The organism is Clostridioides sp. ZZV14-6345 (assembly GCF_020657775.1).
GTDB lineage: Bacteria > Bacillota > Clostridia > Peptostreptococcales > Peptostreptococcaceae > Clostridioides > Clostridioides difficile_D.
Genome location: NZ_JAGWCX010000042.1, coordinates 23,911 through 37,606 on the forward strand (window position 1 = coordinate 23,911; position 13,696 = coordinate 37,606).

13 protein-coding genes and 3 pseudogenes are annotated in these 13,696 nt (G+C 36.4%); 9 read left to right on the top strand and 7 right to left on the bottom strand.

The window, feature by feature from the left end; genetic code table 11:
* Positions 1-391 precede the first annotated feature (391 nt).
* Positions 392-1,891, top strand: a complete 1,500-nt coding sequence (locus tag KGF39_RS12165) for an IMP dehydrogenase (protein WP_227822504.1) — start codon at positions 392-394, stop codon at positions 1,889-1,891.
* Between the two features lie 60 nt (positions 1,892-1,951).
* Here KGF39_RS12165 and KGF39_RS12170 read toward each other — a convergent pair whose 3' ends face one another.
* From KGF39_RS12170 to KGF39_RS12185, 4 genes are all read right to left on the bottom strand, one after another.
* A complete protein-coding gene (locus KGF39_RS12170) occupies positions 1,952-3,109 on the bottom strand; it encodes a toxic anion resistance protein (RefSeq protein WP_227822505.1) in 1,158 nt (385 codons plus the stop codon).
* A gap of 108 nt (positions 3,110-3,217) precedes the next feature.
* Positions 3,218-4,138 (bottom strand): 5-bromo-4-chloroindolyl phosphate hydrolysis family protein, encoded by a 921-nt coding sequence (locus KGF39_RS12175; protein ID WP_227822506.1) that lies wholly within the window; start codon positions 4,136-4,138, stop codon positions 3,218-3,220.
* A gap of 284 nt (positions 4,139-4,422) precedes the next feature.
* On the bottom strand, positions 4,423-5,034 hold the full coding sequence (locus KGF39_RS20260) for a hypothetical protein (protein WP_413927006.1): 612 nt from the start codon (positions 5,032-5,034) through the stop codon (positions 4,423-4,425).
* A gap of 231 nt (positions 5,035-5,265) precedes the next feature.
* Positions 5,266-6,345, bottom strand: coding sequence for a M24 family metallopeptidase (locus tag KGF39_RS12185; protein ID WP_227822507.1), 1,080 nt, complete (start codon positions 6,343-6,345; stop codon positions 5,266-5,268).
* A 241-nt stretch (positions 6,346-6,586) separates the two neighbouring features.
* Here KGF39_RS12185 and KGF39_RS12190 point away from each other — a divergent pair, with 241 nt between their 5' ends.
* Complete coding sequence (locus KGF39_RS12190) at positions 6,587-6,949, top strand: hypothetical protein (protein WP_227822508.1); 363 nt, start codon at positions 6,587-6,589, stop codon at positions 6,947-6,949.
* A gap of 211 nt (positions 6,950-7,160) precedes the next feature.
* A pseudogene (locus KGF39_RS12195) lies at positions 7,161-7,427 on the top strand (helix-turn-helix domain-containing protein); the annotation flags it as partial.
* Here KGF39_RS12195 and KGF39_RS12200 read toward each other — a convergent pair.
* From KGF39_RS12200 to KGF39_RS12210, 3 genes and pseudogenes are all read right to left on the bottom strand, one after another.
* A pseudogene (locus tag KGF39_RS12200) lies at positions 7,386-8,516 on the bottom strand (relaxase/mobilization nuclease domain-containing protein); the annotation flags it as partial. The pseudogenes KGF39_RS12195 and KGF39_RS12200 overlap by 42 nt on opposite strands.
* Positions 8,477-8,806: a plasmid mobilization protein gene (locus KGF39_RS12205; protein ID WP_227822509.1), complete on the bottom strand. Its 330-nt coding sequence runs from the start codon at positions 8,804-8,806 to the stop codon at positions 8,477-8,479. The gene KGF39_RS12205 and the pseudogene KGF39_RS12200, both read right to left, overlap by 40 nt.
* Before the next feature lie 236 nt (positions 8,807-9,042).
* A complete protein-coding gene (locus KGF39_RS12210) occupies positions 9,043-9,396 on the bottom strand; it encodes a helix-turn-helix transcriptional regulator (protein WP_227822510.1) in 354 nt (117 codons plus the stop codon).
* Between the two features lie 215 nt (positions 9,397-9,611).
* On the opposite strand from KGF39_RS12210, the gene KGF39_RS12215 reads away from it, so the two are divergent.
* The 6 genes and pseudogenes from KGF39_RS12215 to KGF39_RS12240 all read left to right on the top strand — a co-directional run.
* The gene (locus tag KGF39_RS12215) at positions 9,612-10,226 is read left to right on the top strand and encodes a TetR/AcrR family transcriptional regulator (RefSeq protein WP_227822511.1); all 615 of its coding nucleotides are present in this window, start codon (positions 9,612-9,614) and stop codon (positions 10,224-10,226) included.
* A 2-nt stretch (positions 10,227-10,228) separates the two neighbouring features.
* Positions 10,229-11,497 (top strand): MFS transporter, encoded by a 1,269-nt coding sequence (locus KGF39_RS12220; protein WP_227822512.1) that lies wholly within the window; start codon positions 10,229-10,231, stop codon positions 11,495-11,497.
* A 67-nt stretch (positions 11,498-11,564) separates the two neighbouring features.
* Complete coding sequence (locus KGF39_RS12225) at positions 11,565-12,371, top strand: alpha/beta fold hydrolase (protein WP_227822513.1); 807 nt, start codon at positions 11,565-11,567, stop codon at positions 12,369-12,371.
* A gap of 5 nt (positions 12,372-12,376) precedes the next feature.
* Positions 12,377-12,565 carry a cysteine-rich KTR domain-containing protein gene (locus KGF39_RS12230; RefSeq protein WP_054272211.1) on the top strand — a complete coding sequence of 63 codons (189 nt, stop codon included), beginning with the start codon at positions 12,377-12,379 and terminating at the stop codon, positions 12,563-12,565.
* A 526-nt stretch (positions 12,566-13,091) separates the two neighbouring features.
* Positions 13,092-13,531: pseudogene (locus tag KGF39_RS12235) on the top strand (RNA polymerase sigma factor).
* Positions 13,512-13,696, top strand: a 185-nt coding sequence (locus KGF39_RS12240; protein ID WP_227822514.1) for a helix-turn-helix domain-containing protein, incomplete at its 3' end; no start/stop codon positions are given. The pseudogene KGF39_RS12235 and the gene KGF39_RS12240, both read left to right, overlap by 20 nt.

The window sequence follows — 13,696 nt, forward strand, 5'->3', positions numbered from 1 at the left end:
TATAAAATATTTAAATTTAATAGAAAATCCAACAATAATTCAATTAAATAAATTTATTAGATGTAATTTTGGATATACTAATATAGACTTAATTTGCTTGTACTTTTGGTATTTATACACTCTATGACAATATTATCGACATAAAGTTTTACATGTATAATGAATAGATATTTAAAGATTAATTTCAAATTAGCTACTATCCAATATTAAACATTATTTAATATACAATTTTACCTTATAAGGCAATATATATTAAACAAATTCAATTAAAATAGTTTAAATTTTTCAAAAATCTCAATATTTGACAAAATACTTTAATAAAATTAAGGAATAAGTTATAATTAATACTATCAATTATAAAAAGTATAAAAATATAAGGAGTGATTAAAAAATGGCGTTTTATTTTGATACACCATCACATACTTTCAGTGAATACCTTCTTGTACCAGGATTCTCTTCTACTGACTGTATACCTGCTAATGTAAGTTTAAAAACACCTGTTACTAAATTTAAAAAGGGCGAGGAAGCAGATATTTATATGAATATACCTTTGACTTCTGCTATTATGCAATCCGTTTCCGATGACAAGATGGCTATTGCACTTGCTAAAGAAGGTGGTATTTCATTTATATATGGTTCTCAAACTATTGAAAACGAAGCTGCTATGGTAGCACGTGTTAAATCTCACAAGGCTGGTTTTGTTGTAAGTGATTCAAATATTAAACCTGATAACACATTAAGAGACATACTTGAATTAAAAGAAAAAACTGGACATTCTACAGTTGCTGTTACTGAAGATGGAACTTCAACTGGAAAATTATTAGGTATTGTTGCAAGTCGTGATTATCGTATAAGTCGTATGGATTTAGATACTAAGGTTAGTGAATTTATGACTCCTATGTCATCCATAGTTTATGCTAACAAGGATGTTACTTTAAAAGAGGCAAACAACATTATATGGGACCACAAGCTTAATTCTCTTCCTGTACTTGATGACAATGGTAATCTTATGTATATGGTATTCCGTAAAGATTACTCTTCTCATAAAGAAAATCCACTTGAACTTTTAGATTCTTCTAAAAGATATGTAGTTGGAGCTGGTATTAATACTAGAGACTTTGCTGAACGTGTTCCTGCTTTAGTTGAAGCTGGTGCTGATGTTTTATGTATAGATTCTTCAGAAGGTTTTTCTGAGTGGCAAAAAATAACTCTTGATTTCATTCGTGAAAAATATGGTGATACAGTTAAGGTTGGAGCTGGAAATGTAGTTGACCGTGAAGGATTCCTTTACCTAGCTGAAGCTGGTGCTGACTTCGTTAAAGTTGGTATTGGTGGTGGTTCTATATGTATCACTCGTGAACAAAAAGGTATAGGACGTGGACAAGCTACTTCTATAATTGAAGTTGCTCAAGCTAGAGATGAGTACTTTGAAAAAACAGGTATTTATGTCCCAATTTGTTCTGATGGTGGTATCGTTTATGACCATCATATAACTTTAGCTTTAGCTATGGGTGCAGATTTTATAATGCTTGGTAGATACTTCTCTCGTTTTGATGAGAGTCCAACTAACAAAGTTAATATAAATGGTAGTTATATGAAAGAATATTGGGGAGAAGGTTCTGCTCGTGCTAGAAACTGGCAAAGATATGACCTTGGTGGAGATAAGAAACTTTCTTTTGAGGAAGGTGTTGACTCTTATGTCCCTTATGCTGGTTCTTTAAAGGACAACGTAACTCTTTCTTTAAGTAAAGTTCGTTCTACTATGTGTAACTGTGGAGCACTTAGTATACCCGAACTTCAAAAAAATGCTAAGCTTACACTTGTATCTTCTACTAGTATAGTTGAAGGTGGAGCTCATGATGTAATGTTAAAAGATAATAGAAATTTATAATATAAATAAAAGTGTAGCTGATTTTAAAATCAACTACACTTTTTTATTTTATATAATTTTTTATTTAACTGTAAATTCAAGAAGCTTACTTTTAAGTTCATTTTCTATTTTTGATAATTCAACTTCTGCCTCTTGTCTCTTTATTCTACCATCATGTTGTATCTTAACGACCTCATCAATAGTAGATATTAAAGATTGATTAGTTTTCTTAATTGTATCTATATCTACAATTCCTCTTTCTGATTCTTTTGCTGTTTCTATTGTTCCCATCTTTAAAGTTTCTGCATTCTTTAATAAAAGCTCATTTGTCATATTACTAACCTCACGCTGTGCTTTCATAGCTTGGTTTAAGTGAGAAATTCCAAGAGCAAGTACTATTTGATTTTTCCATAATGGAATGGTATTTACTATAGTTGATTGAATCTTTTCTGCCATTAGATTATTACTATTTTGAACCAATCTTATCTGTGGAGCCATTTGAAGTGATACCATTCTAGTTAATTCTAGGTCATGAATCTTCTTTTCAAATCGGTCACAAAGTGAAACCATATCATTTACAGATTGAGCATCTTCTGTTGAACCAGACAAACTGGCTTTTTCTCTTAATTTTGGCATCTCATATTCTTTCATATCTTTTAATTTTTGTTTTCCTGCTATAATATACATAGTAAGTTCTTTTGAATAAGCTAAATTCAACTCATACATCTTATCAAGCATTGCTATATCTTTTAATATTTTAACTTGATGTTTTTGAAGTTCTTTACTCACTTTGTCTACATTTACTTCTGCACTATCATACTTAGTTTTTAAATTTGAAATTTTATTATTTGCCTTTTTAAAAATTCCTAAAAAACCACTTTGTTCTTTTTCCTCTGCTGAAAATGCTTTCAAATCAGTAACTAGATTTGTAAGCATATCTCCAACTTCTCCTAAATCTCTAGTTTTAACACTCTTTAAAGCTGTTTCAGAAAAACCTGCTACCTTTTTTTGGGCACCAGCTCCATATTGTAAAATCATATTTGTGTTTGTAATATCTATCTTTTCTGCAAATTCCTTTACCATCTTACGTTCAGATTCAGATAGCTTTTCTTCTTCTGGGTCTTTTTCAGCCTTTTTCATTAATAAGTCAGAATTATTTATATCACTTGTATTTGATTCTTCTCCAAATGGGTCAAGTGTTAAAGTTGGCATAACTGGTATATCATCTAGATTATTCATTATATATTTCTCTCCTCTTTATTCATAAAGTACTGATTATAATACAAAGTTTTATACTTTATGACTAATTAATTTTTTTAAAATAACAGAATATTTTTTCTATTAAAGTTAAAATTTACCACTCGTTAATCCCTCTTGAACTAACATATTCTCTAAAACAGTAATATCTGTAGATATGTCAATTGCTTCATCTTCAAACAAATAGTCTAATTGATTTTCAAAAGCTACTACAATCGTACTCATTGTATTTTCAATACTTTCCATAGTTGTTGTTATATTTTCTCTATCTATTCCTTGCCCTTCCAATGTATGATATGAATTTAAGAGCTTCAAAGTAGTTGGAAGATAATAGTCCATAAATTTTTGTATTTGAGTAAGTTTTGATGGGTCATGTTTTACAACATCAAATATTTTACTTGTAACATCTTCTACTTGTACAATTTTATTGCACATTGATTCTGACTGAATATTTTTATTAGCTTCTTTTATTTGTGCTAGATAATTCATTCCTTTATTTATAATCGTATCAACTTCACTGGCTTCATCATTTTTCTCTTCTTCTTTAACTTCGTATGCTATATCTTCATATGTTGGTGTAATGAAATCTTCATTTGTCAACACAATCTGATTATTTCTTTTATCAATATAAGTATTTATAAAGTAATTTTTGTCTATCATCTTTTGTACATCTTTTATTATAAAATTTAATGATTTAGATGTACTTTCTGCAATAAGCTCTACTGGAATAATATTTCTATTATTTATGATTGTACAATATCTTTTATAACGAGAAATTTGGTCTCCTAATCTCTTACCCTTAAAAATACAAACTCCACCTATAATTAAAAACACTGCACATACTTGAATAGGAAGTATTACAGCCCATCCAATTATAATGGAAATAGTTGAAAGTACTAGAGCTGATAACGTAAATAAGCCTACCAAACCCCATCCAACTATTTTAAAAAATTTACTTAAAAATGAATTTATTAAGACAGATTTTTTGGAAAAATTTTCTGATTTATACATAGTTTATATCCTTTCATTTTCACTAATATTATTAATATATTGCAGTTTGATTATACAATTACTTACTTATTACTGTCAAGGAATTTGAAATTCTACAAATTATTTCAAATAAAGTAATAGACTTAAATATAAGTATATTTTAAATCAAAAATATACTTATATTTAACTCCATATAAAAATAAGAGAACTTAACTTTAATTAAATTTAAGTTCCCTCATTTTTATTTGTACATAAATATAATTAGCATTGTTTATGTTAGCTATACATATAAATGAAAAATTGTATTAATAAAGATTTGCAAATATCTCTCTTATTTCTTCTCTACTAAGGTCTACATAATTATTAGCAAGTAATCTTTGTTGATTGGCTATTTTACTATCTGTAAATTCATCTATCTGACTTTCTACCATTACATACTCTCTTAAAGCTTTTTTAGAAATTAATTTATTTAAAAACTTTTCTAATTCTCCATAAACATCACAATTAGGGTCACATTCAAGAGCATCTGCTAGAATTTTTGTACACTTTGTAATTTTTCCATTAGGATTTTTTCTAGAGTACATCTTAAATATTTCAGTAAAGAACTGATAATTTGCTTCACCATTAAGTGCAAACATTGCATTACTCATAGGCGTAACAATTGGATTTGTACAAGGAGTTATTGCCGCTACTACTCCAACTGGTTTAGCTACCTTTGTTATTCCAGTTTCTTCTACAGCAAGTTTAGCTAAGTATTCAGCATTATAATACACTACTTTTCCAACTATTTTTACTATTTTATCCACTTGTTCTTGAGTATAACATTCAAACTCTCTTTGAGCTTTTCTAGCTCTTTCAATATAATCATTAATGTATTCCTTACTTAAATCTTCAAAGTTTTCTATTGCTTTTTCCATTTTAAATCTACCTCCAATTTATTAAATATTTTTATAATACACTTTTAAAAGTTTCAGACTTTTTCATTGTACCTGTACTCATAAAATTAATATTGATATATATTCTGTAAATACAGTATTAGAGGTATTTTAATATTGATAAATTTAAGCCCTTTTTACCAAAGTATGTAAATAGGGCTTAATGGTAAAATTACAATAATATTTTATATAAAGTATTATTGTAAAATAAAATTATTTGTCTAAAATCATCAAATTTTTAGGGAATTTAGTTAGTCTTTCAGGACCATTTTTTGTAATTAAAACAGTATCTTCTATTCTAACGCCTCCCCATCCTGGAAAATAAATACCTGGCTCCATTGTTATTATACAACCTTCTTGTATTATCTTATCTCCATAATTACCAATGAAAGGCTCTTCATGAACATCTCTACCAACACCATGCCCTATACCTTGATAATAGTAATCTTCATATTTCTTAACAATCTTTCTTATTTCTATATCTGGAATTGTAGCATGTACACCAATCTTCATGTTTTCAACTCCAACATCTTGTGCTTCCTTAACTAAATTATAAATTTCTAATTGTTTTTCAGATGCTTCTCCAACTATAAAAGTTCTAGTTGTATCAGAAATATATCCATTATACATAGCTCCATAATCTACAAGCACAAAATCACCTTTTTCTATAACCTTATCACTTGGTTTACCATGAAGTAATGAAGTTTTTGCTCCTGATATCAATATAGTTTCAAATCCTATATTTTGAGCTCCATTCATTTTCATAAAGTATTCTAATTTTGTAGCTAATTCAATTTCAGTAACACCAGCTTTTATATGTGGAATCAATTCTTCTAGTGACTTATCTGCTATTTCACAAGCTTTTCTTGCATTTTTAATTTCTTCTTTATCCTTCACATATCTAAGTGTCTCTATGATATTTTCTGTAGGTATTAATTCTCCTCCATTTTTTTCAACTAGATTTTTAAGTTCTTCATATTTATCAAATACTATATTTGTTCTTTCAAATCCAAGTTTCTTTATACCTATTTTATCACACACACTCTTAACTGCCTTTGCCACACTTCTGTCAAAATTATGCCAGTTTATAATCTCAAAACCTTCACAAACATTTTCTGCAAGTTCCATATATCTACTATCAGTAACTAAAAAATTTCCATCTTTACAAATCACTGCATATGCTTCTTCATCAGGAAATCCACTTATGTAATTTACATTTGTCTTTTTTGTTAAGTATAATGCATCAAGCCCCTTAGCTTCTAACAATTCTACTACTTTTTCCAATTTGCTCATGATTTTGCCTCCAAAAAATAAATTTTACTTTAATTATATTATATCATTAATAATATTATTTTTTATTGATTTGATAGACGGAAATCTTCTTACAAGCCCTCATAAATGTTTATGACACCATGAGAAAATGGCTAAAAATCAAGGTTTTCCGCATATCTTCATTTATCTTGCCGTATCTCCGTACAAGGTGTTTTTGTAAGACCGGGCACCATTTTAGCACCACAAAATAAAGGAGGACGACATGAATAACGTACTTTTAGACAAGGGTATTATAACCCCGTCCGGCGAAATCAGCAAGGATAAGATAAACCTTGTCGCCGGGGCAATCACGCAGCCATTCGCAGAAATGGTATGGGTAACGACGGGCGGCGACATGGAAACCGTAAACCGCCTGACGGACGTACTCGTTACCATGAACACCCCCGCCGACCGGGGCAAGCTGTTCAAAATCATTAAGCTGCTTTACGGGCTTATGGGCTTGCGCTTCACCGAGGAAGCCGAGCCGATGGACGCAGACCCCGACGTTTTGGAATATTTCATCTTTTCCTTTACGGCAGACTTTGGCGAAGTCATGCAGGACATTATCGCTGATGAAAAAGAATAACGACCCGCACAGGCGGCGTTTCTCAATCCCCACAGGGGAGAAAAGGAACGCCGCTTTTTTCATGCCCTCACGTTACGCAGTAGAGCCAATAGAAGCCTTGTATCATGCGGCTTTGCGGGCGCGGTTTTGACAAGGCAAGGGAAATATACCTTTTCCCTCAAAATCGCGCTTCTACCGCGTAACAAATCCACAGCAAAGGAGTGATGAAGCTATGGCAGTTTTCCGCGTGGAGCGAAACAAGGGCTATACCGTAATGAGCAACCACCACTTACGCAATAAGGAGCTGACCCTAAAGGCGAAAGGGCTTTTGTCGCAAATGCTGTCCTTGCCGGAGGATTGGGACTATACCCTTGCGGGGCTATCCCACATCAACCGGGAGAAAATCGACGCTATCCGCGAAGCGGTACGGGAGCTTGAACGAGCCGGGTATATTGTCCGCAGCCGGGAGCGCGACGAGAAAGGACGCTTGCGCGGCGCGGTACTGCCCTTTATCCTTTGCCGCCCGGTATGCGTCATAGGCGGGCTTTGTCTTTTGGTATGTGGTAATGTTCTTGATAAGTACCGCCATATCCGCAAGCCGCTTTTCCGCGCCTTTGAGCGCGTCGGCGGTCTGTTCGTTTGCCGCCCCGATTTCCGCTATCTTGGCGGTCAAATCGGCGTACTGCTCTATCTGATGTTCCGTTAAGAAATTAAGCGTCTTTGCCGCCTGTTTTAGATTGTGGATTTTCGCCCATTGCTCATAGCCCCGGCTCTCTTGTGCCTTGATACTGTTTTGAATGTCAATGACAAGGGAGATACCGCCGCGCTCCTGTTTCGGGGCTTTGGTGGTGCGGGTGCGCTTGCCGCTTATCCGTTCCGTTAAGGCTTCCTCTGTATAGTCCGCGCCGAGCGTCTTTAGGCGGGTAAAGCGTTCCTGCCCCGGTGCGCGGCACGATATGTATTTTCCCTGCTTTATCTCATAACCCGCCGTTTGCAGCAGCGTTAGCAATTCCTCAAAGGTAGACGCTTGGGGAATAAGTGTATCAACGGCGATTTTGAGCTTGCCTTTCCAACTCGTACCCGTCCTTTCAGCCTGGTACTCCGCATAACTTTTTCCCTTGCTGCCCTTACCGGGAACGACGACGGATAAGCCATGTTCCCGGCACAGCTTGTCGCTGATGTTCCGTATACCGTAATAGGTGCGCTTATTGGAATTATACTTATGGTGGTCTACGAAGTTGACGGCGCAGAAAAGCACATGATTATGGATATGCCCCTTGTCTATGTGCGTCGTCAGGACGTATTCATACTGCCCCTTTGTTACAGCGTCGGCAAGCTGCCGCCCGATTTCATGGGCGGTCTGATAATCCACTTCCCCCGGCTCAAAGGATTGCATGAGGTGGTGGGCGAGGTTGTTTCCCTTATCCAACGCTTGCGACAAAGTAAATCCGAACTCAATATCTGCCGTTTCAGCGGAGCAGCCAAAAGAGGACACAAGCATTTTTCCGTCCGTCTTGTCCGGGTTTTGGATATAGTCAAGGGCTTTACTCAACGTGCTTTTAATAGGCTTAATCTTTGTAACCGCCATATCTCATTCAGCACCCCCTTGATTTCCTCTATGTCCTCTTGGTAGACGCTGCCCGTCGAATTAACGCGCCGCGCTATCTGATTGACGTTGACCCCGATTTTCTGTATTTCCGCTGTCATTGCCTTTATGTCGCTATGGTCTACCTGTATGATATACCCGTCTATTGCGATTTTACGCAGATATGCCGCCATGTTCCGGGTGGGTATGAGCTTCATTTTTTCAAGGATTAAATCGCGTTCATCTTCTGTAACGCGAAACTTGATTTGCACCGTCCTTTTCCGTCCGTCCATGCTCTGACGCTCCTTTCCATTTTTAGAGGGTTTGGGACACTTTCCAACAAGCCATTTTCAACCGACGCGCCGCAGCGCGGGAGGGCGAAAATACGGAAGTGGGTACCCGCTTCCTATGCTTGCTACGAAACTTTCTCCCTTACTCCTACTACAACGGAATTTCCATTTTGCCAAAGCAAGACAAAAGAAAAACGCTGCAATCCTCATTCAAGACTGCAACGCTCTTTCCTGCCTATTCAGTTTTCTTGTTCGACTTCTGCAATCTCTTTCGCCGTTGCGGTTACAATACGTATGCCCTTATCGCTCATACCGTCAAGCAGCGTGTCGAGCTGCCGCCGCCCGGTGCTTTTCCCGGCTGTCTTGTCCGGGAAAAAGAATTGGTCTACGGATATGCTGTAACGGGTTACAAGCTCATAAAAGATTTGCAGGCTCGGCTGTTGTCCTTTGTTCTCAATGTTCGCAAGGTAGCGCGGGGAAATGTTCATCTCATCGCTTACTTTCTTGCGGCTCTCATTCCTGCCCGTCCGAGCTTCTTTTATCGCTTGCCCGAAAGCTGCAAAGTCATATAGTGGTACTGGTCTTTTTGCCATATCAATTCACCCTCTTATATTGTATAGTTCCTATTGTCCGCAGGATATGTCTACACAATTCATAGGGTTAGCCAAAATAGAACACATTATTATTGGTTTCCCATTTTGGATATTTGTCACTTTTCTTTGATAGGGATTGACAAAATCTCTGAAATGAATATAATAGTTTATATAGACTGAATAATTATTTTCGGTTATTTAAGGAGAGGAACAATATGCCAAAAATATTTAGTGAGCATGAACGCTCTGCAATTCAAGCGTCAATGTTGGAGGTTGGCGCAGAGCTTCTAAAGCGTAAAGGTATCAAACAAGTATCTGTTGAGGATATTGCCAAAGGGGTTCACATTGCAAAAGGTACATTTTATTCCTTTTACCATTCAAGGGAAGAATTGCTTTGGGATGTTATACAATTTGAGGAGCAACACATTGTTGATGAAATTTTATTTATTGCTTCTCAAGATTTCGATTTAAGGACAAAAGTTCGCAAAATTTTATATGAGGTATATTTGAAAGATGACAGTATCGTTTTTTATTTGCCAGAAATGGATATTTCATATATTATGCGAAAACTGCCGCCAGAAGTTTCGCGTTCAGTAGAGAAGCGCACAATAGATATTAACAGGACAATTCTTGCTGCTTGTGATATTGACGCAAGTGATGAAAATATTGAAATTTTAACCGGAATGTTAAATGCCTTACAATTTGCTTGTACAAATCAAATTCCTAAGTCAAAATCAGCCAAAAGAGCGGTGCTGGATATTTTGGTGGAAGCAATTATAAATTACTTTTGTAAAGATAAACCCGTAACCTCCTTGAAAAGCGGGATATAAATATGGTTGTAAAATTGGACAAAAAAAGATTGTTTGGCGATAAGTGTTATTCAAAAGACTTTAATCTTATCATTTTAGGACAGACCATATCTATTTTAGGCTCGTCACTTCTGCGGTTTGCCCTATCTCTTTATGTGTTGGATATAACAGGACGTGCGGATTTGTTTGCCACCATATTCGCAATCTCCAATATCCCACGCATGCTAATGCCGATTGGAGGGGCAATCGCAGACCGCTTTAATCGGCGTAACTTAATGGTAATTTATGATTTCAGCAGCAGTTTCATTGTTGTTCTCTTATTCCTGCTGATGTCAACGGGAAATCCCTCTATTATTGTAATTGGAGCAGTTATGATTTCACTTTCTATCATAAGTTCCATGTATACCCCGGCAGTGAGCGCAAGCGTTCCTTTGCTGATACAAGAAAACAAGATAGAAAGCGCAAACGGGATAGTTACGGCTGTTCAAGCATTATCTGATGTTACCGCTCCCGTTATAGGAGGACTTTTCTATCACATGATGGGCGTTAATGCACTTGTTATCATCAGTGGTATTGCATTCTCTTTATCCGCAGTCATGGAGATTTTTATCAAGATACCGTTTATAAAACGGCAGCAGAAATGGAATATCATAAAAACAATTTTTACCGATATGAAAGAGGGTTTTGTCTATGCGATAAAGGAGCCATTTATTCTCAAAGCTATGATATTGGCGGCATTGATTAACCTTATTCTATCCCCTGTTATCTTTGTCGGAACTCCCATTATTTTGCGAGTGACAATGCAAAGCACAGACGTTATGTACGGCGTAGGTATGGGCTTAATAAATTTTGCCGCTATTTTAGGGGCACTGACAATCGGCTTTTTTACAAAGTCGCTCAAAATGAAATTAACATACCGTTGGCTCATTGCTACCGCTCTATTGTTAGTACCCGTTGCCTTATCACTTATGCCGTTCGTTGTAAACTTCGGCTATTATCCCGCTTTTTCGCTTTTCATGTTCGGGGTGATACCAATTTCTTTTATACTGACTTTGCTGTCCATCTTTGTTATCAGTAAAGTGCAGAAAAAAACATCAAATGAAAATTTGGGTAAAGTAATGGCAATTATTATGGCCGTAGCTCATTGCACAACACCGATAGGACAAGTTGTATATGGTAATATACTTGAATCATTTCAAACGCAGACCTATTTACCTATATTGCTAATATCTTTTACCTTGTTAGCTCTGGCATTTGTTGCATACCGTGTTTTGAAAAATGACGAGGAATAGACAGTTTGTAAACAGGATGTATATAAAATTAAGAACAATACTTTTGAAATAAAAGGAGGCAACAGTTATGTTTTGGAGAGCAAAAAGCGGAAGTGTCGGCATTGACGATACAGATATGGACTATATCTCTTTTGGAAAAGGAAACGACATTTTAATCATACTTCCCGGATTGGGTGATGGATTAACCACAGTTAAAGGAATGGCTATACCTATGGCTATGATATATCGTTTGTATGCAAAAGATTACAAAGTATATGTTTTCAGCAGAAAAAATCATTTAAATGAGGGCTATTCTACAAGAGATATGGCGAAAGACCAGGCAACAGCCATGAAAATTCTTGGTATCACTAAAGCAAAAGTTTTAGGCGTTTCTCAAGGCGGAATGATAGCCCAATATCTTGCGATTGATTATCCTGATTTAGTCGATAAGCTGGTACTAACAGTTACGTTATCGAAGCAGAATAGCGGCGTACAAGCAGTTATCACAAATATGATTAAGTTGGCAGAACAAGGAAATCACAAAGGTCTAATGATTGACACAGCCGAAAAGTCTTATTCGGAGAATTACTTGAAAAAATATCGTTTGCTTTATCCCTTACTTGGGAGAATAGGCAAGCCCAAAAGTTATAATCGGTTTCTTATACAGGCGACCTCTTGCGTTCAACATAACACATACGAAAAATTAGGTAATATTGTATGCCCTACTTTGGTAATTGGGGGAGATGACGATAAAATTGTTGGTGTAGCTGCTTCTATTGAATTAGCCGATAAGATTAAGGATAGCGAATTGTTCATCTACAAAGGTCTTGGACACGCCGTGTATGAGGAAGCAAAAGACTTTAATAAGCGTGTTATAAGTTTTCTAAACAGGTAATTAGAATGATGAAATTAGAATGGCTTCGCTGCCCTATTTGCGGGAATAAAACCAGAAATCGAATACGAGAAGATACAATTTTACTTAACTATCCCTTGTTTTGTCCAAAGTGCAAACAGGAAACATTAATAAACATACAACAATTCAATATGTCAGTTATCAAAGAGCCAGACGCAAAGACGCAGAGCCGATAACCTATGAGAATGTTCCTCATGGTTATCGGCTCTTTTCTTTTCAGATAACTGCTTCTACTATGCGATTGCTGACAAATTGCAACAGATAAAACCGTTGCTTGTCGGTATGGACACACCCGAACAAAACAGCGGCGGTTTTGAATAATCAAAGCCGCCGTTTTCCTTTTTCAAAATTGGATTTACGGAGGGTGTATTAAGGTCGCCCTTTTTTAAGGATATGGCGGTATCAAGGAGGTATCGCTATGTCCGTTTTTACTTTATCTAATCTTTTCAACAGTCTACGCTCAAAAAAAGCTATACCCCGCCGTTGGGATATTTCGCCCATGAGTATGAACTATCAAATCATCTAAATACTTCTGATAATTCCTTTGCGTCTGTCCGCGTTTTGCGGACGGGCGCATTTTGCGTTTTTGGGGGATTTTTTCAAAAAAGTTTTGCCGCCATTCGGCGTTTGAAAAAATCGCCTGTATTATCACGCGAAAAGGGGAGGTACTACCTACCTTTCGGCACGAAAGGAGGTGAGAACATGGAACCTAATCGCATGGAGTTTCAGAAGCAATGTATCTTTCAAAGTTTCTGTAAACGGGTGCTGCATAACGAAGCCTGCAACGCCCATGATGAAATCCGGCGGCACAGAGCAAAGGAGGTAACTTTTCCGACCTTGCCTTGCATGAGGAACGGCAGCTTTACACCCTTGACAAGTATTTTCAAGGGGAAGAAGCCGAACCGGGCTATCAACAGGCAGGAAAGAAAATCACGCCGAAGCTGCTGCTTGACGCAATCCGCACGTTGCCGGAGGAAAAGAGAAAAGCTATCATGCTGTACTATTTTGAGGGCTTGACCGACGTTGAGATTGGAAAGCTATTCGACACGTCGCGCAGCACAATACAGTACAGACGGACAAGCTCTTTTGAACATCTAAAAAGATACTTGGAGGAACACGCTGATGAATGGAACGAATGGTAAACAAACCGACTGCCCGGAAATCGCCCTTGTTCCTTATCCTGTCATTGTGGCAGCGACAAAGGGCGACCCGGACGCTATGAAAATTGTCTTGCAGCATTTCAGCGGCTACATAGCCAGTCTTTCTATGCGAAAGCTCTACGACGAGCGCGGCAACGCCTATTTCGG